Raw genomic sequence first — 22123 nt, 5'->3', positions numbered from 1 at the left:
CGAGCTGTGCGAACGGAGATTTCATGGCAACACAGCTCAACGGGCCAACCGCCCGCGAGATCATCAGCAACGGCGAAGCCGTGCTGGGCATCGAGTTCGGTTCAACGAATATCAAAGCCAGCCTGATCGGCCCCGGCCACCAGCAGCTTGCCAGCGGCAGCCACGCCTGGGAGAACCAGTACGAAAACAGGAATTGGACCTACTCCCGCGAAGCCATCGTCGCCGGCCTGCAGGACTCTATGGCCCAGGTGCTGGCAGATGCCCAAGAGCGCCACGGAGTACGCCCAACGCAGCTAGGAGCCGTTGGAATCTCCGCGATGATGCATGGCTACCTCGCCTTCGACGCCGACCGGGAACTGCTGGTTCCCTTCCGCACCTGGCGCAACACCTCCACGGCTGAGGCGGCCGCGATGCTCAGCGAGGAACTGGACTTCAATATCCCGCAGCGCTGGTCCGTAGCGCACTACTTCCAAGCGCTGCTCAACGGCGAAGAGCACGTGTCGAAAGTTTCCCGCCTGAACACGCTGGCCGGATTCGTGCATGAGCTTCTCACCGGAAATTTTGTGCTTGGCGTGGGCGATGCCGCGGGAATGTTCCCCATCGATTCAGCCACCGGCAGCTACGATGCACGGATGCTTTCCGCCTTTGACGCGGTGGCTGCCCAGCATGGCGCGACCGCAGGGCTTTCCTCAATGCTGCCCGCGGCAGTGCCTGCCGGTGCAGATGCCGGCACGCTAAGCGAAGCCGGGGCCTTGCTCCTGGATCCCACCGGACAGCTCCAGCCTGGCAGCCCGCTGTGCCCACCGGAAGGTGATGCCGGAACCGGCATGGTGGCCACCAATTCGGTAGCCCAGCGCACCGGCAACATCTCCGCCGGAACCTCCATTTTCGCGATGGTGGTCCTCGACGCGCCGCTCAAGGAAGTGCACCACGAAATCGACGTGGTCACCACGCCCGATGGGCATCCGGTAGCCATGGTCCACTGCAATAACGGCGCCAGCGAATTTGCCGCCTGGGCCCAGGTCTTCGGGCAGTTCGCCCGGGCGCTGGGCAGCGACGCCGACGACAACGCGGTCTTCGAAACCCTGCTGCGTTCGGCCCTTCAGGGTGCTGCCGATGGTGCGGGGCTCTTGGCCTACAACAATCTTTCCGGCGAACCGGTAGCGGGTCTTGCCGAAGGCCGTCCGGCCATCCTGCGCACCCCGGACTCCACGCTGAACCTGCCCAACTTCGTGCGTGTTCAGGTGTACGCCATGTTCGCCACGCTGAGCCTCGGACTGCGCGTGCTGGCCGCCGAAGGCGTCGAGGTCAAGCAGATGTTTGCCCATGGCGGCATCTTCCGCACCGCCGGGGTGGCCCAACGGCTGCTGGCCGCTGCGATCAACACTCCCGTCCTTGTCGGGGACAGCGCCGGACACGGAGGTGCATGGGGCATCGCCGTCCTGGCAGCGTACCGGCGCCGAGTCCTCGATGGCCTGCAGCAGTCCCTGCCTGAATTCCTGGATTCCGAAGTCTTCGCCGGTGCCGCTTTGAGCCTCGCGGAGCCGCAGGCCGATGACCGTGCCGGCTTCGAGGCCTACCTGGAAACCTATGAAGCCGGCCTGGCCATTCAGCGCACCGCCATTACCGCCATCTAGGCATCGCACACAGTTTCGGACGAAAAGAGAAACCGATGAATCAACCACGAATCCTGGCGGATTACCCGCAGTCAATGCAGGACGAGGTGGCCACGGTCCGCCAGATTGTTGCCGACCTGCACGCCGAATTGCCGCGCTATGAGCTGGTGGTCTGGACTGCTGGCAACGTGTCGCAGCGCGTGCGCCACCCGGAAATCGCCGACGGCTCCGCGGACCTGTTCGTGATTAAGCCATCGGGCGTCGCCTACGACGAGCTGACCGCGCAGTCCATGGTGGTCTGCACCTTGGACGGCAAGCTGCTCGATGGCACCCGCGCCCCGTCCTCGGACACCGCGGCCCATGCCTACACCTACGAGCACATGCCGCAGGTGGGCGGCGTGGTGCATACCCACTCCACCTACGCCACCGCATGGGCGGCGCGCGGCGAGGAAATTCCCTGCGTGCTGACCATGATGGCCGACGAATTCGGCGGCCCGATCCCGGTAGGCCCCTTCGCCATCATTGGCGATGATTCGATTGGCCGCGGCATCGTGTCCACGCTGAGCGAGTCCCGCAGCCCGGCCGTGCTGATGCGCAACCACGGTCCTTTCACTATCGGAAAGGACGCCAAGGCCGCAGTCAAAGCCGCGGTGATGTGCGAGGAAGTGGCGCGAACCGTGCACATCTCGCGCCAGCTAGGCAACCCGGTCGCGATCGACCAGAAGCATATCGACTCGCTCTACGAGCGCTACCAGAACGTCTACGGACAGTAAGGACATCATGGCCAAGGCATATAACACCCAAGAAATCTGGTTCTTCACCGGCAGCCAGGACCTGTACGGCGAAGAGACGCTGCGCCAGGTGGCGCAGCAGTCCACCGAGGTCGCGCAGGCCCTGGATGCGTCCGCCGACGTTCCGGCAAGGATCGTGTGGAAGCCGGTCCTGAAGGACTCCGAATCGATCCGCCGCGCAATGCTGGAAGCAAACTCGGATGACAAAGTGCTGGGCGTCATCACCTGGATGCACACCTTCAGCCCGGCCAAGATGTGGATCAACGGCCTGAAGGCCCTGCAGAAGCCGCTGCTGCACCTCCACACCCAGGCCAATGTCGAACTGCCCTGGGATTCGATCGACTTCGACTTCATGAACCTGAACCAGGCCGCCCACGGCGACCGCGAGTACGCCTACCTGGCCACCCGCCTGGGCGCGGCCCGCACCACCGTGGTCGGCCATGTCTCCAACCCGGCCGTATCCCGCCGCGTGGGCACCTGGATCCGCGGCGCTGCCGGCTTCAACGCCGTGCAAAACCTGAACCTGGTCCGCTTCGGCGACAACATGCGCAACGTCGCGGTGACCGAGGGGGACAAGACCGAGGCGGAGATCCGCTTCGGCGTCTCGGTGAACACCTGGGCCGTCAACGACCTGGTCGAAGCGGTCCAGGCCGTGGCCGAGGCCGACATCGATGCGCTGGTCGCCGAGTACGAGCGCGAATACGACGTCGTGCCCGAACTGCGCGCCGGCGGTGCCCGCCACGAGTCGCTGCGCTATGCCGCATCCCAGGAAATTGCTCTGGAAGCCTTCCTGTCCAAGGCCGGCGCCATGGCGTTCACGACCAACTTCGAGGACCTGGGCGGGCTCAAGCAGCTGCCGGGCCTGGCTGTGCAGCGCCTGATGGGCAAGGGCTACGGCTTCGGCGCCGAAGGCGACTGGAAGACCGCGGTACTGGTGCGTGCCGCCAAGGTCATGGGCGAGGGCCTGCCGGGCGGCGCCTCGCTGATGGAGGACTACACCTACGACCTGACTCCCGGCAAGGAGCTGATCCTCGGCGCCCACATGCTCGAGGTCTGCCCGTCGCTGACCACCTCCAAGCCGCGGGTTGAAATCCACCCGCTGGGCATCGGCGGCCGCGAGGATCCGGTGCGCATGGTCTTCAACGCGGACGTTGCCGAAGGTGCGGTGGTCGTGTCCATGGCCGATATGCGCGAGCGCTTCCGCCTGACTGCCAATGTGGTGGATGTGGTCACCCCGCCGGCGGATCTGCCGAACCTGCCGGTGGCGCGCGCGGTGTGGAGCCCGCGGCCGGACTTCAATATTTCCGCCGAGTCCTGGCTGGCTGCCGGCGGTGCGCACCACACGGTGATGTCCACGGCCGCGGGGATCGAGGCTTTCGAGATCTTCGCCGAAATCGCAGGCACCGAGCTGCTGGTTATCGATGAGGAAACCACCCGCCGGAACTTCGCGCAGCAGATTCGCGTGAACCAGAGCTACTACCGCTTGGCGCAGGGTTTCTAGCGGTTCGAACAACCCTTGCCCAGGTAATGCGCGCCCCGTGGCGGGGCGTGCATTACCAGTGAGTAAGGAATCTTAATTTATTTACATCGAGGGTGGCTGAAATCACTGTGTTAGCGCTAACATAGTGTGAGTCCAGTCTCACTCGCAGATATGGCAACCTTTCAAGGAGGAAAAGATGGCATGGAATAATTGGACCCGCAAGGCCGCGGCGACCATGGGATCGCTGGCACTGGTCGGCGCATTGGCAGCGTGCAGCGGCGGTGGCGCTGGCGGCGGAGCAGGAGCCGGTGAAGGCGAGTCGACTGCACCTGAGGACATCCAGGTGGGCGTGGCAATGCCAACCGAGACTTCCGAGCGCTGGATTGCCGACGGCGAAGCCGTCAAGTCCCAGCTGGAAGCCGCTGGCTTCGAAGTCGACCTGCAGTTCGCGAATGACGACATCCCCACCCAGCAGCAGCAGATCGACCAGATGATCACCAAGGGCAGCGACATCCTGGTAGTCGCCTCCATCGACGGCACCGCGCTGTCCACCCAGCTGCAGGCCGCAGCGGACCAGGACATCCCGATCATCTCCTACGACCGCTTGATCAACGGCACCGAGAACGTCGACTTCTACGTCACCTTCGACAACTACAACGTCGGCGTCCAGCAGGCAACCTCGCTGCTGACCGGCATGGGCCTGGCCGATGAGGAAGGCAAGCGCACCAGCAAGGAGGGCAAGTTCAACGTCGAGCTCTTCGCCGGTTCGATCGACGACAACAACGCGCACTTCTTCTGGAAGGGCGCCATGGATACCCTCAAGCCCTACCTGGATGACGGCACCCTGACGGTCAAGTCCGGGCAGACCAAGATCGAGCAGGCAGCTACCCTGCGCTGGAGCCAGGAAGAAGCCCAGTCGCGCATGGAAGACCTGATCACCGCCCACTACCAGGGCGGCAAGACCAAGATCGACGGCATCCTCTCGCCATTCGACGGCATCTCCCGCGGCATCATCACCGCACTGTCCAACGCCGGCTACGGCAAGACCATCGAGGCCGGCCTGCCGATCATCTCGGGCCAGGATGCAGAAATCGCTTCGGTGAAGCTGATCGACGATGGCGTGCAGTACGCAACCATCTTCAAGGACACCCGCAAGCTGGCTACCCAGGCTGTCGAGGCAGTGAAGTCCTACGCAGGCGGCGGCGAGCCGGAAGCCAATGACACCGAAACCTACGACAATGGCAAGAAGGTTGTTCCTTCCTACCTGCTGGATTCGGACATCGTCGTCAAGGACAACATCACCTCCCTGCTGGTCGACTCCGAGTACTACACGGCCGAGGAAGTCAAGGCCGGCCAGACCAAGTAGTCTCCCAGGCCGCAATCCGGTGGGCGGGAGGGCAAGCCGCCCTCCCGCCCACCGGATGCACCGCTCACAGCACACACCAAGGACGTCTGCACTATGGACACCACGATCCTGCACATGCAGGACATCACCAAGACTTTTCCCGGAGTCAAGGCGCTGGACGGCGTCAACCTTTCGGTTAGCAAGGGCGAGATCCACGCTATCTGCGGAGAGAACGGCGCCGGAAAATCCACCCTCATGAAGGTGCTCTCCGGGGTCTACCCGCACGGCAGCTACGAGGGCCAGATCATTTTCGAAGGCGAAGAGCTCAAGGCCTCGAACATCAAGGACTCCGAAGCCCAGGGCATCGTGATCATCCACCAGGAGCTGGCGCTGGTGCCGTACCTGTCGGTGGCCGAGAACATCTTCCTCGGCAACGAAACCGCGCGCGGCGGCTTCATCGACTGGAACGAGACCAACCACCGCGCCGCGGACCTGCTGGCCCGCGTGGGCCTGGACGAACTGCCGGTCACCCCGGTAGGCCAGCTGGGCGTGGGCAAGCAGCAGCTGGTGGAAATCGCCAAGGCGCTGAGCAAGAACGTCAAGCTGCTGATCCTGGACGAACCGACCGCCGCGCTGAATGACGACGACTCCGAGCACCTGCTGAACCTGCTGCGCGGACTGCGTGAACAGGGCATCACCTCGATCATCATTTCGCACAAGCTCGGCGAGATCGAGGACATTGCCAACACCACCACCATCATCCGCGATGGCCAGTCCATCGAGGCGCTGGACATGGCCGATCCCGAGTCCAACCAGAACCGCATCATCCGCGGCATGGTGGGCCGCGAACTGTCCTCCCGCTACCCGGAACGCGTACCGCAGATCGGCGACGTGGTCTTCGAGGTCCAGGACTGGTCGGTCCAGCACCCGGTCCAGCAGGACCGCACCGTGGTGGAAGGCGCCAACCTGGAGGTCCGCGCCGGCGAAATCGTCGGCATTGCAGGACTGATGGGCGCCGGGCGCACCGAATTGGCGATGAGCATCTTCGGCCACAGCTATGGCCGGAACATCACCGGCACGGTCAAGATGGACGGCAAGCCGGTGGACACCTCCACCGTGGGCAAGGCCATCAAGGCCGGCATCGCCTACGTTTCCGAGGACCGCAAGAAGTTCGGGCTGAACCTGATCGAGGACATCCGCGTGAACACCACCGCGGCCGGTCTGGACAAGATCTCCTCCAAGGGCTTCGTGGACGGCAACAAGGAGATCCAGATTGCCGAGCACTACCGCAAGTCCATGCGCATCAAGACCCCGAACGTGATGGCGAAGGTCGGGAACCTCTCGGGCGGCAACCAGCAGAAGGTCGTGCTGGGCAAATGGCTGCACACCGCACCCGAGCTGCTGATCCTCGACGAGCCCACCCGCGGCATCGACGTCGGCGCCAAATACGAGATCTACACCATCATCAACGAGCTGGCGGCTGCCGGCAAGGCCGTGCTGGTGATCTCCTCCGAACTGCCAGAGCTCTTGGGCATCTGCGACCGCATCTACACTCTGGCCTACGGCCGAATGACCGGCCAGCTGCCCAGCAGCGAAGCCACCCAGGAACGCCTCATGGAACTCATGACCATCGAGAAGGAAAGCACCCGATGACCATCACAAGCGAGCTGAAGGATATCTTCACCAAGAACCTGCGCACCTCGGGCATTTACATTGCCTTCGTGCTCATCGTGGTGCTGTTCACCATCCTGACCAACGGGCTGCTGCTCAGCCCGATCAACATCACCAACATCATCTTGCAGTACTCCTACGTGCTGATCCTCGCCCTGGGCATGATCCTGGTGATCGTCGCCGGGCACATCGACCTGTCGGTCGGCTCCCTCGTGGCGCTGACCGGTGCGGTCTCCGCGGTCATCGTCATCAAGGGGGATCTGCCCTGGTGGGTCGGCATGCTCGCCGGCATCGCCGTGGGCGCCCTGTGCGGCCTGTGGCAGGGCTTCTGGGTGGCGTACGTGGGCATTCCCGCGTTCATCGTGACCCTGGCCGGCATGCTGCTCTTCCGCGGCCTGACCTACGAAGTGCTGAGCAACGTGTCGCTCTCGCCGTTCCCCGGCGAATACGGCCAGATCGCCGGCGGCTTCCTCAACGGGCTGCTGGGCGGCAACGGATTCGACCTGTTCACCGTGATCATCGGCGTGATCGCCGTGGCCGGACTGTTCGTTTCGCAGTGGCGCAACCGCGCTGGACGCGCCAAGTACGGCCAGAGCGTTGAATCCATGGCCATGTTCCTGGCCAAGAACATCATCTCGGGCATCATCATCCTCTGGTTCTTCTGGCAGATCGCCACCAGCCGCGGCATGCCGATCGTGCTGATCATCCTGGCTGCCCTGATCCTGGGCTACCACGTGCTGACCACCAAGACCGTTTTCGGCCGCCACGTCTACGCCATCGGCGGCAACCTGTCCGCCGCGAAGCTTTCGGGCGTGAACGTGAAGAAGATCAACATGTGGATCTTCATCAACATGGGCCTGCTTTCGGGCGTGGCCGGCGTGGTCTTCTCCTCGCGTTCCAACGGCGCCCAGCCGGGTGCCGGCAACATGTTCGAGCTGGACGCCATTGCGGCCTGCTTCATCGGCGGCGCTTCGACCACCGGCGGCGTGGGCCGGGTGACCGGCGCGATCGTCGGCGGCCTGGTGATGGCGGTGCTCTCCAACGGCATGCAGCTGATGGGCGTGGGCGCCTCCACCCAGCAGATCGTCAAGGGCGTTGTGCTGCTTCTGGCAGTCGCCTTCGACATCTACAACAAGCGCCGCGCGGGCGCTGGCAACTAGCCTGCCGCTGGTGCCATGGGCCCTCCCGCACGCGATTGCGGGAGGGCCCATGCGTGCCCGACGTTTTTGATGGCCCAGCAAGAAGGAAGAAGACATGGACCGCCTCGCACTGCCCCTGAAGGACACCGCCAATGGAACGGTGCTGACGCTGCAAGCCCATGGCTTCACCGCGCAAGTGGCCACGGTGGGCGCCACCCTGGTTTCCCTCCAGTACGGCTCCCGCCCGCTGGTGCGCGCTTTCGACCCGCACGGGCCGCGCCCGGTTTTCGCGGGCGCCATCCTGGCCCCGTGGCCCAACCGGGTGATCGACGGGGCCTACAGCTGGGAAGGCCAAGAGCTGCAGCTGCCGATCACCGAGCCGGAGCGCGGCCATGCCCTGCACGGCCTGGTGATCGATACCGGCTTCGAGATCATCGAGCACCGTGCCGAGTTCGCCCAGCTGCGCACCGTCATCGCCCCGAGCGCCGGCTATCCGTACGAGGTGCAGCTGGTGATCGGCTACCGGCTGGAGGCCGGCGGGCTGCGCACCGTCGCTGCCGCCACCAACCTCGGGACGGGCACCGCGCCCTTCGGCTGGGGTTCGCACGCCTACCTGGTCGCCCCGGGCAAGAAGGCGGATGAATGGACCTTCACCCTGCCAGCTGGCAAGGTGCAGCTGACCGAAGGCCCGCGCCTGCTGCCGCGCGACACGGTTCAGGCCGCCGGCACCGAGCTGGATTTCCGCACCCCGAAGCCCATCGGGGATCTCTTCATCGACCATGCCTACACTGGCCTGGCTGCCCGCGCGGACGGTTCTTTCCGCGCGGAGATCACCGACGCCGGGGGCGTCGGATCGCACATCACCTGGGACGAAGCCTGCCCGTGGGTCCAGATACACACCGCCGACCGCGATGATCCGGCCCTGGACCGCACCGGCCTGGCCATCGAGCCGATGACCTGCCCGCCGGGCGGCTACAACTCCGGCCAGGACGTCATCGCCCTGGCACCGGGCGCCAGCCACGAAGCCAGCTGGCTGATCGGCCCGGTCCAGCCGCGCTAGCATCCCAGGCGCCACCCACCTTTGGAACCACCACGAGTCAACTGGAGAGATTGCAATGCCGCAGGGCTCCGCAGCACATGAACCGACCCACCGGGTCCATCACCTGGCCGATGGCCGCGAGGCGATTTTCTTCGCCGACGCCAATGCCGCCGTGCCCGAACCGGTGGCCGACACCCGGCCGCTGGATCCGCGCGGGGAGCCTGGCGAACTGCGCTACGACCGGCTGACCGGGGACTGGGTGGCCGTAGCGGCCCACCGCCAGTCGCGCACCTACCTCCCGCCCAAGGAAGAATGCCCGCTGTGCCCCAGCGTCCACGGGCGGCAGAGCGAAATCCCTGCCGAGGACTTCAACGTGGTGGTTTTCGAGAACCGCTTCCCGTCCCTGGGCCCGGCACTGGGCCGGATTCCAGCGGCCGCACCGGTGCAGCAGCCGGCCCCGGCCTACGGGCGCTGCGAGGTCGTGGTGTTCACCCCCGAGCACACCGGTTCCTTCGCATCGCTGGATGATGCCCGGGCGCGCACCGTCATCGAGGCCTGGGCGCAGCGCACCGCCGCCCTGTCCGCCATGGAGGGCATTGCGCAGGTGTTCGTGTTCGAGAACCGCGGCCAGGATATCGGCGTGACCCTGCACCACCCGCATGGGCAGATCTACGCCTACCCGTACCTCGCGCCAACCGCCGCCAAGATGGCCGGCCAGGGCATCGCGCACCTGGAGAAGACCGGGCGCACCCTGATGGGCGACATCCTGGACTTCGAGCGCAAGGAGGGCACGCGCATGGTCGCCCAGGGCCAGCACTTCTCCGTGTTCGTGCCCTACGCGGCCCGCTGGCCGCTGGAAGCGCACCTGGTGCCGCACCGCCACGTGCCGGACTTCGCCGCGCTCAATGCGGACGAAAAAGCCGAGTTGGCCGTGATGTACCGGGACCTGCTGCGCGGATTCGACGCGCTGTACCCGACGCCCACCCCGTACATCGCCGCCTGGCACCAGGCTCCGCTGGAGCCCGTGGCCCGCAAGGCCTCACGGCTGCACCTGCAGCTGACCAGCCCGCGCCGGGCCGCTGACAAATTGAAGTTCCTGGCCGGATCGGAAGCTGCCATGGGCGCTTTCATCAACGACGTCCCGGCCGAGCAGACTGCTGCACGGCTGCGCGAGGTCATGCCATGAGCCGCAGCGGAACGAAGGAAACCGCGGTGCGCGTCAACGCCCTGCGCGAGAAGTTCACCAAGGCCTACGGCCACCACCCGGAAGGCATCTGGCGGGCCCCGGGACGGGTGAACCTGATCGGCGAGCACACCGACTACAACATGGGCTATGTGCTGCCCTTCGCCATCGACAAGAACGCGCTGGTGGCCGTGCGCCGCAAGTCGCAGCTGGAGCCGGGCAGCCAGGTGCTGGATTTCGCCTCCACCTACGGGGCGGGCGACGAACCGCCGGTCACCTCCATTACCCTCGATGAGCTGGTGCCCCGCGCGGTGCCCGGCTGGGCCGCCTACCCGGCCGCCGTGCTGTGGGCGCTGAGCCAGCTCGATGGCGTGCACATTGGCGGGCTGGAGCTGATGGTGGACTCCGATGTCCCGGTGGGCTCGGGCTTGTCCTCTTCGCATGCCCTGGAAGTGGCGACCATCGTGGCGCTGGACGATCTCTACGGCCTGGGCCTGTCCAAGGTGCAGATGGCCCAGCTGACCCAGCGTGCCGAGAACGAATTCGTGGGTGCTCCGACCGGGATCATGGACCAGAGCGCCTCGCTGATGTCCCATGCCCAGCATGCGCTGTTCCTGGATTGCCGATCCATGGAATCCCAATCCGTGCCGCTGCCGCTGGCGCAGCATGACGCGGTGGTCCTGGTCATGGACACCCGCGTAGAGCATTCGCACGTGGATGGCGGCTACGCCGCCCGTCGCACCAGCTGCGAGCAGGCCGCCGCGGTGCTGGAGGTAGCATCGCTGCGCGAGGTGCACAGCATCGAAGAGCTGGAGGCCATTGGGGACCCGGTAGCCAAGCGCCGCGCCAAGCACATCGTGACCGAGAACCGCCGCGTCCTGGATACTGTCCTCGCGCTGCGCGAAGGCGACCTGCCCGCGGTGGGCAAGCTGCTTTGCCAGTCGCACGAATCCATGCGCGACGACTACGAGATTTCCAGCGAGGAACTGGACGCCGCCGTGGAAGCGGCCATGGCGGCCGGGGCGATCGGAGCCCGGATGACCGGTGGCGGTTTTGGCGGCAGCGCCATTGCCTTGGTCAAGCGCGAGCAGATCGAACCGGTCAGCCAGGCCGTCCGCGAAGCCTTTGACCAGGCCGGCTATGTCGAGCCGGCCATTTTCACCGTAATTGCAGACGAAGGAGCAGGCCGGGCATGAGTTGGCTAGTGACCGGCGGAGCCGGATATATCGGATCCCACGTGGTGCGTTCGCTGTCCGCGGCAGGCCTTGAGCCGGTCGTCGTGGACTCGATGTCCAGCGGGGTGCACGGCTTCGTTCCCGAACAGGTGCCGTTCTACCAGCTGAACATCCTGCAGACCGAAAAGCTCGTGGAAATCATGAAGCGCCACGAGGTCACCGGGGTCATCCACTTGGCCGGCTACAAGTATGCCGGCGAATCGGTGAAGCACCCGCTGCTGGCCTTCGAGCAGAATGTCACCGGCACCGCGCACCTGCTCGAAGCCATGGCGTCCTCCCGCGTGCACAACATGGTCTTCTCCTCCTCGGCAGCCGTCTACGGCACCCCGGACGAAGATGTGGTGACCGAATCCACCGGCACCTTCCCCGAATCCCCGTACGGACAGAGCAAGCTCGTGGGGGAATGGCTGATCCGCGACCAGGCGGTGGCTACCGGGCTGAAGCACACCTCGCTGCGCTACTTCAACGTGGTCGGCTCGGGCAGCGAAGAACTCTACGATGCCAGCCCGCACAACCTGTTCCCGCTGGTGTTCCAGGCGCTGAATGCCGGAAAGACGCCGAAGATCTTCGGCACCGACTACGACACCGAGGACGGCACCTGCGTGCGCGACTACGTGCACGTCGCCGACCTGGCGCTGGCGCACGTGGAGGCGGCCAGGAAACTGGAAGCCGGCGAGGTATTGGAGCCGGTCTACAATTTGGGCTCCGGCGATGGCGTCTCGGTGCGCCAGATCATGGATGCGGTAGCGAAGGCCACCGGCATCGGTTTCACCGCGGTGGAAGAAGCGCGCCGCCCGGGCGACCCGGCGCGCATTGTCGCCGACGGGAAGCTGGCCGCCCGCGACCTTGATTGGCAGATGCGCCATAGCCTGCAGCAGATGGTCCACAGCGCCTGGAAGGCTTCGGCCCAGCGCGGCTGATTGCGCCAAGCTGAAGCGCAGCGGCCTGGGAAACTAGCTGGTGCGCAGCGTGGCCGCGATCTGATCCATGGTCTGCGCAATCGCCAGCGATTCAGCCAGCGGCATGACCGGGGATTCGGCCAGGCCCAGGGCAATGCACTGGGCCACGTGGGCCGCTTCCCAGCCCAAACCGGCAGTAGGCGAGGTTTCCGTGAACTCGCGGCTGTCGGCGATCTTGCCGTCGGCACTGCGCAGCACCAGCCCGGAACCGCAGCACATCGGGCGCTGGAGTTCCAAGGTGCCCTGCGTGCCGGCAATCCATGCGCCCTGCGGCGAATCGGTTTCGATGCTGCTGAAGACCATTGCCGTGGAACCGTCTACATTGGAAAGGACCGCGGTGAAGGTAGCGTCAACCCCGGTTTTGGCCATGCGTCCCGAAGCGTGCAGGAGCTGCTTGGCAGGGGAGACCATGGCGCTGAAGGCAATAGGGTAGACGCCGACATCCAGCAGGGCCCCGCCGCCGAGCGCCGGGTCGTAGATGCGCGAGTCGTAGTCGACCTCGAACTTGGCGCCGAAATCAGCCTGGACGGTGATGATCTGCCCCAGGATTCCGGACTTGACGACCTGTGAAACCACATTGCCGATGGGCAGGAATCGTGACCACATGGCTTCCATGGCGAAAACTCCGGCAGCCTTGGCCGCCTCGATGATCCGGGAAGTTTGCCCGGCGTCCAGGCTCATTGGCTTCTCCACCAGGACATGCTTGCCCGCGGCGATCGCCTCGAGCGCAAGTTCCGCGTGGCCGCTGTGCGGGACGGCGATGTAGACGACATCCACCCCAGGGTCCCCGAGCACCTCGGCATAGGAGCCGAAGGCCCGGGTTCCGGCGTCTCCGTAGGTGCGTGCGAACTGCTCGGAGCGGGCCAAGGTGCGCGAGCCGACTGCTGCGAGCCGGCTGGCGGTCAAGTCGTTCAGCGATGCGGCAAACTGCGAGGCGATCCACCCCGGCCCGAGGATGCCCCAATTCAGCGCAGGAGCCGAGGAGGGATGGGGCAGCGTGGATTCGGGTAAGGCTAGTGGCACTGAAGGCTCCGATGGCAGGCAAAATTCATGGTGGATCCTAATCAGACTAGTGGAAGGCGCAAGGCGGGGGAAGAGCAGTATTCCAACGACTATTCACCGATCAGCAGCATCTGGGGTTAGCGGTATGCGGCCCCAGGGCATCCTCGGTTAATCAGTGTGCATCCTCGTGACCGCCAAGGGCAGCGTCCGGGCCACGGTTGGCAGGCCGGCAGGCGGGCCGCGAGTAGTGCTGGCGATTCATCTGGCGACCGCAACACCGCTACGCTTCTGCCTCGCTTTCGCTGAATTCGCGACTAGATCCAGCGGAATATCCCTGCTATCGCGCAGCGGGCGGGCGGTAGCCTCGCGGGCTTCTCGCACTTAGCGGTGGGCCATGGCATCGAAAAGCGCACGGGCGGAAACTCGGATTGGGCGAGCACATCCCCTCAAGGGTCCTGCTGGAAGCGCGCAGTAATATCCGGGATCCCATCCTCGCCGCCGGCGCCAGCGATGGGCTGGCTGGTAAGCCTCAATTGCTGAGCCAACCGCCTGGCTACAGGTCGACCGCGTTGGCCAGCACCGGTAGCTGCTTGCGAGCGGCCTGGACCTGGCTGAGATCCAGATCGACTACCAGCAGCTCGGGTTCTGCACCGGCCCGGGCAATAATGCGTCCTAGCGGATCAACCACCACCGAATGCCCGACGCCCAAAGGCGCGGTACCGGTGATCTTGCGTCCAATGCTTTCAGGATCAGCCTGGTCCACTGCCACCACGAACGTCGTCGCGTCCAAGGCGCGGGCCTGCGCAAGGGTGGTCCACTGCTCGGCCTTGCCCTCGCCCTGGCCCCACGAAGCGCTGACGATATTGACCGCTGCACCAGCCTTCGCATGGCGGGTGAACAAGCGCGGGAACCGCAAGTCGTAGCAGGTGGCCAAACCGATCGTCGTTCCCTCATGCTCGAACTGCACCGGAGAAGTTCCGGGCGTCACCGAATCCGACTCGGCATAGCCGAAGGCATCGTAGAGGTGGATCTTGTCATAGTGGGTATCTACGCCTTCACCGGCGACCAGCAAGGTGTTGCGTACCCGGCCGCCTTCACCGGGGGTGAACATGCCCACGGCAATGGTGATGCCTATATCCCGCGCCTGCTGGCGGATCAGTGTAGCCCAGGGCCCATCCAGGGGTTGCGCGTACTTGGCGAGATCGTGGCCGAAGGAAACCTGCATGGCCTCGGGGAAGACCACCAGCGAGGCGCCTGCTTCCTTTGCCCGGCGCGCATGATCGCGCACTGTTACCAGATTGCGCTGCGGATCAGCGGTGCTCAGAACCTGCGCCAAAGCGATTCTCATGGGATAGTCCTTTCCTGCTGCCAGCTGCTGGCTATGCGCTACCTTCACGACTCTACGCAGTAGCGATCAGCGAAGCTACATCCGGGCCATCTGCACCTCTTCACGGCCCTTGGACACCGACATCACGTCCTTTTGGCGCTCACCGTCCACCTGGGCAGCCAAGGCATCCAGCTGCGACATTGATTCCAGGGATAAGCGGACATCCAGCGCCCCCAGATTATCCTCGAAGTGCGCGCTGAAGCGGGTCCCCGGAATCGGGGAGACGGCCACGTTGAATGCGCGTGCTTTTTCATAAACCCACGCCAGTGACGCCTGGGCGGTTGAAACACCTTCGCGCTGGGCCACCTCCGCGATGACTTGCCGCAATGGATGGTTGTGCTGCATGCGGGCCGCTTCGAAGCGCGGGAAGTTATGGCGGATGTCGTTGGCTTCAAGCTGCTGCAGGGAATCAACTTCCCCGGTGAAGTACCCGCGACCCAGCGACGCGTAGGTCACCAGGCCCACGCCGAGTTCACTGGCGGCTGGCAAGAGCCATCTTTCGATGTCCCGGCTGAAAATCGAGTACTCCATCTGGATCGCGGAAATTGGATGCACCTTGTGGGCTCGGCGCAGCTCCTCGGAAGTCACTTCGGACAAGCCGATGTGCCGGGCCTTCCCTGCTTCGACTAGCTCCTTGTAGGCTCCGACAGTCTCCTCGATTGGCACCCGGGAATCCACCCGGTGGTAGTAGTACAGGTCAACGTGGTCTACGCCCAGCCGCTGCAGGCTCGCATCCATGCATTTCTTGATGAAGTCCGGGTCGCCATTAGCGCGTGGGTCTCCCGGATTCTTCGGACGCACGATGCCCGCCTTGGTTGCCAGGGTGACTTCGCCGCGACGGGTTTTGAGCACCTGCGAGAGCAGGGTTTCGTTGTGCCCTTCGCCGTAGATGTTGGCGGTATCCAGGAACGTGACGCCGCGATCAAGAACATGGTTCAAGGTGCGCAGGGATTCGGCATCGTCGGCCGATCCGTAGGGCCCGCTCAGGGACATGCAACCAAAACCCTGCGAGGTGGCTTCCAACCCCTGGCCGAGGTCGATGCTGTTTGCGATCTGCTGTGCCATGGTGGTCCTTCGAGTAGTCAGTTTCTCTCTTCTTGAGCCTAGCGAAGAAGGATTCAGCGGTCATCATGTTCCGTGATTTATTGAGTTCCGTGAACTGCGGCCGAAACGACACACCGTAGCTAAAGTGGCAATGACCAGCATAAAGAGACTGTGTCTCACTTCTGTCCTTGAATCTCAGAGTAAAATTCTTGCCATGGGAAGCGTGGTTCGCGATCGAGTGCGCGAAAAGATGAAAGTCGAGTTGGCGGAACAGGTTTATGCCGTGTTCGCCGAACGCGGCATGGAGAACGTCACCGCCCAGCAGGCAGCCCAGGCAATCGGAATATCCCGTGCCACGTTCTTCCGGTACTTCTCGTCAAAAGAGGACGCGGTAGTTACTGCGTTGCGTTCCATGACCGCGCACTTCTCCGACATGGCCAGCTCCATGTCTTCGCATCCGGGCGAGAGCTTGTTGGAGCTTTTGCGCCGCAGCTTTGAATCGGCAGTAGTATTCGCTGAGCAGGATCCGGTGGCGATGCAGGGCCGCATTGAGCTGGTCAGGAGCACCCCTGCGCTCCGGGCCAGCTGGCAGGAATCCCGGCGAGAGCAGCAGGTAGCGCTGGCCCAGGCGCTGTCGCCGTTCTGCGCGAACCAGCGGCTGGCTGAAACCGCCGCGTTGCTGGGTCTGGCCCTTTACGACCATGCACTGACCCGTTGGGTTGGGACGGCGGGCAGTACACTTCGCGAGATCCTCGATGAAGCCTTCGACTTCGCGGCCATGATCGATGACAACTGGGCGGAGAAGCGCTAGCAACCGCTACAGGCTACGGCAAGCGAAGCACCTTGATCGCCTCGGCCAAGTACGGTTCCGGGCTGGGGTCAGCAGATTGCGCCCAGCTGATCCATGCTGCAAAAGTCACCGTGCCGAAGGCCAGCGCCAGATAGGGCGCCGTCTGCGCGCTGACCCCGCCTTCCGAGAAATGCCGCAGCACCCGCTCGTTGTCCTTGCCCATCCGCATCGAGGCCTGGGCCAGGAGCTCGGGCTGGTCAGCGATAAGCCGCAGGCGTCCTCGCGTGACCTCCGGATCCGGCAGCGAATCGAAAGCTGCCACCGCAGCAGCGTGCATGGCACCCACCAGGTCGTGGCCCTCCTGCTTCGCCGAGGCGAAGGCGCCGTCTGAAATGGCCGAAGCTTCCAGCAGGCCGCCCCACACCAAATCCGCCTTGGAAGCGAAATAGCGGTAGAGGCTCTTGCGTCCGATTCCCGCTTCTTCGGCAATTTGCGCCATCGAGACTTCGCCATAGCCATGCTTGGCGAAGAGCGCCAGGGCGGTGCGGGCCACGGAGTCGGGATCAATGGACTGCGGGCGCCCAGGCAGGTGCGTGGCAACGGAATCTCGGGTGTCAGGCATATCCCAATTATGGCCCATTGAGTTAAGACACAGTGTGTCATAACATGAAACTACCAATTCATCGGCAACCAGAAGGAACGGTTATGGGCATGGAAAACGCATGGCAGGAAAAGGTCACCGCAGAACGTTTTGCCGGCAAGACAGTGGTGGTTACCGGCGCCGGTTCGGGCATCGGCAAGGCCACCGCGCTGCGCGTGGCCAAGGAAGGCGGCAAGGTGATCGCCGCGGACATCAGCCGCGAATGGCTCGATGAGCTTGTTGCCGAGAACCCGGATCTGGACGTTGCCGTTGTGGCCGGCGACATCACCGACCAAGCGGTAGTGGACCAGGTAGTGGCAGCTGGCGAGGGGCGGATCGATGCGCTGGCCAACGTCGCCGGCATTATGGACAAGTTCGAGCCGATCCACGAGATCGAGGACTCGATCTGGGAACGGGTCATGAATGTGAACGTCAATTCCGTTCTGAAGCTGACCCGTTCGGTGGTCCCGCTGATGCTCGAGGCCGGCCAGGGCAACGTGGTCAATGTGGCTTCGGAAGCTGGCCTGCGCGGCTCGGCCGCCGGCGTCGCATACACGGCCTCGAAGCACGCGGTCATCGGCATGACCAAGAACTCGGCTGTCATGTACGGCAAGAAGGGGCTGCGTTTCAACGCAGTGGCTCCGGGTGCGGTGCAGACCAATATCGAGGCTCCAATGGCCTCCGAATTTGCCCAGCAGGTAATCCCTCCGCTGATGGGCATCATTCCGGGCATGGCTACCGCAAGCCAGCTCGCCGCCTCGATCACCTTCCTGCTCAGCGAGGACAGCACCAACATCAACGGCGTGGTCCTGGCTTCAGATACCGGCTGGAGCGCCATCTAGCAAGGCCTGCCTGGAGACGAGTTTCCCTGCCAGCAGGTGGAACGGCCATCGGCCGGGGTGCACTGGAAAGCTCCAGTGCACCCCGGCCGATTAGCTCTCAAGGTCCCCGCAGTTTTCCGTGCGGCAACCGCCTGACTCAGCTGCGCGCTTCTGCGCGTTCCTCATCGGGGTAGCTTTTTTGCGTGGCCGCAGCTGCTTCGGCTTCGGTTGCCGGGCTCATATCGAACTTGAGCAGGGCCTCCGGGGTGGGGCCACCGCCGAACTTCGGTGAAGGCTGGCCGCCGTTGGCTACGCGTTCGGCCTCCATGGCTTCCCATTCCTCATCGCGTCCGAGCATGCGGGCCGAGTCCTCATTGGTGATTTCCCCGGCGAAGGCGCGCTTCATTGCCTCGCGGTCGAACTGCCCTTCCCATTTGGCGACCACGAAGGTGGCCACGCAGTTGCCCAGCAGGTTCACGGCAACGCGCATCGAATCCATGATGCGGTCCGCGCCCAGCAACAGGGCCACGCCGGCCACCGGGAAGATGCCCAGGGCGGCTGCCGTCGCCGATAGGGCCAAGAACGAGGATCCAGGGACGCCGGCCATGCCCTTGGAAGTCAGCAGCAGGATGCCCAGGGCGGCAAGCTGCTGGCCAAAGCTGAGATTGTGGCCGAACGCCTGGGCCAGGAACAGCAGCGAGATGGACAAGTAGATGGCCGCACCGTCGAGGTTGAAGGAATATCCGGTCGGGACCACCAAGCCGGTGGTGGCGCGGGAGCATCCGGCGTTGGTCAGCTTGGTCATGATGCGAGGCATCACCGACTCGGTTGATGCGGTGCCCAGGGCCAGCAGGAATTCCTCGCGGGTGTACTTGATGAATTGCCACAGCGGAACCCGGGCAAATCCCCAGGCGATCAGGAAGAGGATGCCGATGAACAGCAGGGCCGCGGCGTAGCAGGCGAGAATTAATTTCGCATAGGTGCCCAGTGTCTCGATGCCGTATTGGCCGATGATGAAGCCCATGGCGCCGAAGGCACCCAGGGGTGCGACCCGCATGACCCAGCTCATGACCTTGAAGATCAGCTCCAGGACGTTCTCGAACACCGCGAGCAGTGGTGCGCAGCGTTCCTGGCCGACCACCACGATGGCTGCGCCGAAGAAGACCGAGAAGAACAACACCTGCAGCAAGTTATTATCCGCGAAGGCGCCGATGACGCTGACCGGGATGATTCCCAGGATGAAGTCGGCGGCCCCCTTGGCCTCTCCGGATTTCTCTTCGATGGCCCCGGCGTCGAGGGATGACGGGTCGATGTTCAACCCGGCGCCTGGCTGGAAGAGGTTGGCAATGATCAGGCCGAAGACCAGGGCGAAGAGTGTGGCGCAGGTGAAGTAGACCAATGCCTTGACGCCAACGCGTCCCACTGCCTTGACATCGCCCACCGCCGCAATGCCGGTGACAATCACCAGGAAGATCAGCGGGGCGATGATCATCTTGATCAGCATGATGAATCCGTCGCCCAGCGGGCGCAACTCGGATCCGACCTTCGGCAGGAAGTGGCCGATCAAGACGCCGGCGACGATTGCGACGCCAAGCTGGAAGAACAGGGAAGTGTAGAAAGGTTTCTTGGGGGTTGGCTCAGCGACCCGGAAGTCGTCTGCGGATTTGATTTTCATGGCTGCTCCTGAGGATGGACTCGCTCCGAGGTATGTGCCCGTGGCTTGGATGGTGTCAACTGTAAGGCACGTCACAATATTCCGCAATGAAAAAAGATAATTTCGTTATGCGGAATGGATTCCTTCTGGATTATGGAATTAATCCGTGTTTGATAGGCATTTATCTGGCTCCGAGTACCGCTGTGCCGATGGCGGCAGCGTTGAGCGTGTCACGCGCCATCGGGGGCTCGTGCTGTGCCGCGCGGGGCCGGCGAGGAATGAACCCGGGGGTACCGCTGTTCTTGATGCAGGGATCCCGGTTATTGCGCGTCGGGCAATCGGGCTGTGTCGCCCGGGCTGGCCGCCGTAAGCTGACCCTACCTGGAAGTCGCGGATGGCTTACTGGGATCATGGACAAAGGTGGAACCCACCGATTACTTCCAGCAGGATTGAGAGCACTCACTTATGAGCATGGAAAGCGCCGCCTGGCATTCGCTATGGAAGCTGTCAGGAGACAAGGGCAAGGCCTACGCTCCAACCACGCCTAAGCGAGTGCTGAAGTTCGCAGCCAGCTACAAGTCCCGGCTGCTGGTCTTCGTCGTCTTCTCCATCTTCGCCGCAGTCCTGGCCGTGATCACCCCGGTGCTCGCTGGACGGGTGGTCGACGAAGTCGTCGCGCAATCCGGGGTGCGGACGATCATCAACTTGGCTCTGGTCATGGCGGGGATCGCGATCCTGGATGCGGTGGTGTCCGTAGTGGTCCGCTGGTTCTCCTCGCGCTTGGGCGAGGGCATCATCTATGACCTGCGCACCGCAGTCTTCGACCATGTGCAGAAGATGCCGGTGGCATTCTTCTCGCGCACCAGGACCGGTGCGCTGGTCAGCCGCTTGAACAACGATGTCATCGGCGCGCAATCCGCCTTCGCCGGAACCCTTTCCGGGCTGGTCTCCAATACCGTGGCGCTGGTGCTCACCGCTGCGGTCATGTTCACCACCTCGTGGCAGGTCACGCTGATCGCTCTGGTGCTGCTGCCGATTTTCCTCTTGCCCGCCCGCCATTTCGGCAGGTCCGTGGCCCTGCTGCGCCGTGAATCCGCGGACCTGAACGCGACCATGGGCAACCAGATGACCGAGCGCTTCTCCGCCCCCGGCGCCACCTTGATCAAGCTTTTCGGCCGTCCCAAGGACGAGTCCGAGCAGTTCGCGCTGCGTGCCGGCAAGGTGCGGGATATCGGCGTCAAGATGGCCATGCGCCAGTTCTACTTCGTCGCCGCACTGACCCTGGTTGCGGCCCTGGCACTCGCCCTGGTCTACGGTCTGGGCGGCATGTACGCGGTACGTGGCGATCTGGCCGCCGGCGACGTGGTGGTCCTGGGCATGCTGCTCACCCGCCTCTACACGCCGCTGACCGCACTGGCCAACGCGCGCGTGGAAATCACCAGCGCGCTGGTCAGCTTCGACCGGGTCTTCGAGGTGCTGGACTTGGAGCCGCTGATTGCCGATGCCCCGAACGCCCGCCGCCTCGAGGCCGGGGCGGTGCCGGTGAGATTCAACCACGTGAGCTTCTCCTACCCGAGCGCCGACAAGGTCTCGCTGGCTTCGCTGGAAGAAGTCGCCATCCTGGACACCCGCGGCGGCGAAGAGGTCCTGCACGATATCGACTTCGAGATCCCCGCGGGCCAAACCTACGCGCTGGTCGGCTCCTCGGGTGCGGGCAAGTCCACCATCGCCTCGCTGCTGGCGCGCCTGTACGACGTGGATTCGGGCAGTGTTGAACTGGCCGGCGAGGATATCCGCCAGCTTGAGCTCGATTCGCTGCGTTCGACGGTGTCCATGGTGACTCAGGACGGGCACCTCTTCCACGAGAGCATCCGCTCCAACCTGACGCTGGCCCGGCCCGAAGCGACCGAAAAGCAGATCTGGGAGGCGCTGGAGCGTGCCCGGCTGAAGCCGGTGATCGCTTCCTTGCCCGATGGCCTGGATACCGTGGTGGGCGAGCGGGGCTACCGGCTTTCCGGTGGCGAACGCCAGCGCATGACCATTGCCCGTCTGCTGCTGGCAGCACCCCAGGTAGTCATCCTGGATGAGGCGACGGCGGCCCTGGACTCGTCGAATGAAGCGGCGGTGCAGGCGGCGCTGGGCGAGGCGCTGGCAGACCGCACGGCGCTGATCATTGCCCACCGCCTGTCGACCATCCGCTCGGCGGACCAGATCCTGGTCGTGGAGGGCGGGCGCATCGTCGAGCGCGGAACCCACAGCGAGCTGCTGGCCTTCGGCGGACGCTATAGCGAGCTGCACGAAACCCAGTTCGCGCAGTAGCACGCCTG

The 22123-nt window shown here is 64.2% G+C and carries 18 protein-coding genes; 13 read left to right on the top strand and 5 right to left on the bottom strand.

The features are described 5' to 3' along the window. Positions 1 to 23: 23 nt before the first annotated feature. The 10 genes from M2368_RS13925 to galE all read left to right on the top strand — a co-directional run bounded on the left by M2368_RS13925 (position 24) and on the right by galE (position 12419). Complete coding sequence (locus tag M2368_RS13925) at positions 24 to 1637, top strand: xylulokinase (protein WP_402697079.1); 1614 nt, start codon at positions 24 to 26, stop codon at positions 1635 to 1637. Positions 1638 to 1672: 35 nt separating this feature from the next. Beyond that, positions 1673 to 2389: an L-ribulose-5-phosphate 4-epimerase gene (locus tag M2368_RS13920; protein ID WP_105662251.1), complete on the top strand. Its 717-nt coding sequence runs from the start codon at positions 1673 to 1675 to the stop codon at positions 2387 to 2389. A gap of 7 nt (positions 2390 to 2396) precedes the next feature. After that, entirely contained in the window at positions 2397 to 3908 is a 1512-nt protein-coding gene (gene araA, locus M2368_RS13915; RefSeq protein WP_402697081.1) for an L-arabinose isomerase, read from the top strand. 175 nt (positions 3909 to 4083) lie between these two features. Continuing rightward, a complete protein-coding gene (gene chvE, locus M2368_RS13910) occupies positions 4084 to 5253 on the top strand; it encodes a multiple monosaccharide ABC transporter substrate-binding protein (RefSeq protein ID WP_332502731.1) in 1170 nt (389 codons plus the stop codon). A 93-nt stretch (positions 5254 to 5346) separates the two neighbouring features. Continuing rightward, complete coding sequence (gene mmsA, locus M2368_RS13905) at positions 5347 to 6885, top strand: multiple monosaccharide ABC transporter ATP-binding protein (protein WP_105656524.1); 1539 nt, start codon at positions 5347 to 5349, stop codon at positions 6883 to 6885. Continuing rightward, entirely contained in the window at positions 6882 to 8063 is a 1182-nt protein-coding gene (gene mmsB, locus M2368_RS13900; protein ID WP_105656523.1) for a multiple monosaccharide ABC transporter permease, read from the top strand. Before mmsA ends, mmsB begins: the two co-directional genes overlap by 4 nt. A 94-nt stretch (positions 8064 to 8157) precedes the next feature. Further along, entirely contained in the window at positions 8158 to 9102 is a 945-nt protein-coding gene (locus tag M2368_RS13895; RefSeq protein WP_402697083.1) for an aldose 1-epimerase family protein, read from the top strand. Between the two features lie 55 nt (positions 9103 to 9157). Beyond that, complete coding sequence (gene galT, locus M2368_RS13890) at positions 9158 to 10267, top strand: galactose-1-phosphate uridylyltransferase (protein ID WP_426735923.1); 1110 nt, start codon at positions 9158 to 9160, stop codon at positions 10265 to 10267. Next, positions 10264 to 11460, top strand: coding sequence for a galactokinase (gene galK, locus M2368_RS13885; RefSeq protein ID WP_332728162.1), 1197 nt, complete (start codon positions 10264 to 10266; stop codon positions 11458 to 11460). The genes galT and galK overlap by 4 nt, the downstream gene beginning before the upstream one ends. Beyond that, a complete protein-coding gene (gene galE, locus M2368_RS13880; protein WP_105656519.1) occupies positions 11457 to 12419 on the top strand; it encodes a UDP-glucose 4-epimerase GalE in 963 nt (320 codons plus the stop codon). The genes galK and galE overlap by 4 nt, the downstream gene beginning before the upstream one ends. Positions 12420 to 12452: 33 nt before the next feature. On the opposite strand, the gene M2368_RS13875 is transcribed toward galE, so the two are convergent. From M2368_RS13875 to M2368_RS13865, 3 genes are all read right to left on the bottom strand, one after another. After that, entirely contained in the window at positions 12453 to 13481 is a 1029-nt protein-coding gene (locus M2368_RS13875; RefSeq protein ID WP_402697086.1) for a Gfo/Idh/MocA family protein, read from the bottom strand. Positions 13482 to 14013: 532 nt separating this feature from the next. Next, positions 14014 to 14808 (bottom strand): carbon-nitrogen hydrolase family protein, encoded by a 795-nt coding sequence (locus M2368_RS13870; RefSeq protein WP_105656517.1) that lies wholly within the window; start codon positions 14806 to 14808, stop codon positions 14014 to 14016. A gap of 75 nt (positions 14809 to 14883) precedes the next feature. Further along, positions 14884 to 15912 (bottom strand): aldo/keto reductase, encoded by a 1029-nt coding sequence (locus M2368_RS13865; RefSeq protein ID WP_332486390.1) that lies wholly within the window; start codon positions 15910 to 15912, stop codon positions 14884 to 14886. Between the two features lie 193 nt (positions 15913 to 16105). On the opposite strand from M2368_RS13865, the gene M2368_RS13860 reads away from it, so the two are divergent. Continuing rightward, complete coding sequence (locus tag M2368_RS13860; protein ID WP_181148784.1) at positions 16106 to 16702, top strand: TetR family transcriptional regulator; 597 nt, start codon at positions 16106 to 16108, stop codon at positions 16700 to 16702. Positions 16703 to 16715: 13 nt separating this feature from the next. Here the strand turns inward: M2368_RS13860 and M2368_RS13855 are convergent, their stop codons facing one another. Continuing rightward, positions 16716 to 17303 carry a TetR family transcriptional regulator gene (locus M2368_RS13855; RefSeq protein ID WP_105656514.1) on the bottom strand — a complete coding sequence of 196 codons (588 nt, stop codon included), beginning with the start codon at positions 17301 to 17303 and terminating at the stop codon, positions 16716 to 16718. An 89-nt stretch (positions 17304 to 17392) separates the two neighbouring features. Between M2368_RS13855 and M2368_RS13850 the strand changes: the two genes are divergently transcribed. After that, on the top strand, positions 17393 to 18163 hold the full coding sequence (locus tag M2368_RS13850) for an SDR family NAD(P)-dependent oxidoreductase (RefSeq protein WP_498724608.1): 771 nt from the start codon (positions 17393 to 17395) through the stop codon (positions 18161 to 18163). Positions 18164 to 18299: 136 nt separating this feature from the next. On the opposite strand, the gene M2368_RS13845 is transcribed toward M2368_RS13850, so the two are convergent. Further along, positions 18300 to 19817, bottom strand: coding sequence for a cation:dicarboxylate symporter family transporter (locus M2368_RS13845; RefSeq protein WP_105656512.1), 1518 nt, complete (start codon positions 19815 to 19817; stop codon positions 18300 to 18302). A gap of 444 nt (positions 19818 to 20261) precedes the next feature. Here M2368_RS13845 and M2368_RS13840 point away from each other — a divergent pair, with 444 nt between their 5' ends. Next, positions 20262 to 22115 carry an ABC transporter ATP-binding protein gene (locus M2368_RS13840; RefSeq protein ID WP_133833865.1) on the top strand — a complete coding sequence of 618 codons (1854 nt, stop codon included), beginning with the start codon at positions 20262 to 20264 and terminating at the stop codon, positions 22113 to 22115. Positions 22116 to 22123: the final 8 nt, after the last annotated feature.

This window comes from Arthrobacter sp. JUb119 (assembly GCF_024807995.1).
GTDB lineage: Bacteria > Actinomycetota > Actinomycetes > Actinomycetales > Micrococcaceae > Glutamicibacter.
This window is presented reverse-complemented; position numbering and strand designations above follow the sequence as displayed.

Bases quoted from the DNA above. Each gene is read 5' to 3' on its own strand.
- M2368_RS13920 (WP_105662251.1), top strand. From the start codon at position 1,673: ATGAATCAACCACGAATCCTGGCGGATTACCCGCAGTCAATGCAGGAC.
- araA (WP_402697081.1), top strand. From the start codon at position 2,397: ATGGCCAAGGCATATAACACCCAAGAAATCTGGTTCTTCACCGGCAGC.
- M2368_RS13840 (WP_133833865.1), top strand. From the start codon at position 20,262: ATGAGCATGGAAAGCGCCGCCTGGCATTCGCTATGGAAGCTGTCAGGA.
- M2368_RS13845 (WP_105656512.1), bottom strand. From the start codon at position 19,817: ATGAAAATCAAATCCGCAGACGACTTCCGGGTCGCTGAGCCAACCCCC.
- M2368_RS13895 (WP_402697083.1), top strand. From the start codon at position 8,158: ATGGACCGCCTCGCACTGCCCCTGAAGGACACCGCCAATGGAACGGTG.
- galT (WP_426735923.1), top strand. From the start codon at position 9,158: ATGCCGCAGGGCTCCGCAGCACATGAACCGACCCACCGGGTCCATCAC.
- M2368_RS13855 (WP_105656514.1), bottom strand. From the start codon at position 17,303: ATGCCTGACACCCGAGATTCCGTTGCCACGCACCTGCCTGGGCGCCCG.
- M2368_RS13860 (WP_181148784.1), top strand. From the start codon at position 16,106: ATGGGAAGCGTGGTTCGCGATCGAGTGCGCGAAAAGATGAAAGTCGAG.
- mmsA (WP_105656524.1), top strand. From the start codon at position 5,347: ATGGACACCACGATCCTGCACATGCAGGACATCACCAAGACTTTTCCC.
- chvE (WP_332502731.1), top strand. From the start codon at position 4,084: ATGGCATGGAATAATTGGACCCGCAAGGCCGCGGCGACCATGGGATCG.
- M2368_RS13870 (WP_105656517.1), bottom strand. From the start codon at position 14,808: ATGAGAATCGCTTTGGCGCAGGTTCTGAGCACCGCTGATCCGCAGCGC.
- M2368_RS13850 (WP_498724608.1), top strand. From the start codon at position 17,393: ATGGAAAACGCATGGCAGGAAAAGGTCACCGCAGAACGTTTTGCCGGC.
- galK (WP_332728162.1), top strand. From the start codon at position 10,264: ATGAGCCGCAGCGGAACGAAGGAAACCGCGGTGCGCGTCAACGCCCTG.
- mmsB (WP_105656523.1), top strand. From the start codon at position 6,882: ATGACCATCACAAGCGAGCTGAAGGATATCTTCACCAAGAACCTGCGC.
- M2368_RS13925 (WP_402697079.1), top strand. From the start codon at position 24: ATGGCAACACAGCTCAACGGGCCAACCGCCCGCGAGATCATCAGCAAC.
- M2368_RS13865 (WP_332486390.1), bottom strand. From the start codon at position 15,912: ATGGCACAGCAGATCGCAAACAGCATCGACCTCGGCCAGGGGTTGGAA.
- galE (WP_105656519.1), top strand. From the start codon at position 11,457: ATGAGTTGGCTAGTGACCGGCGGAGCCGGATATATCGGATCCCACGTG.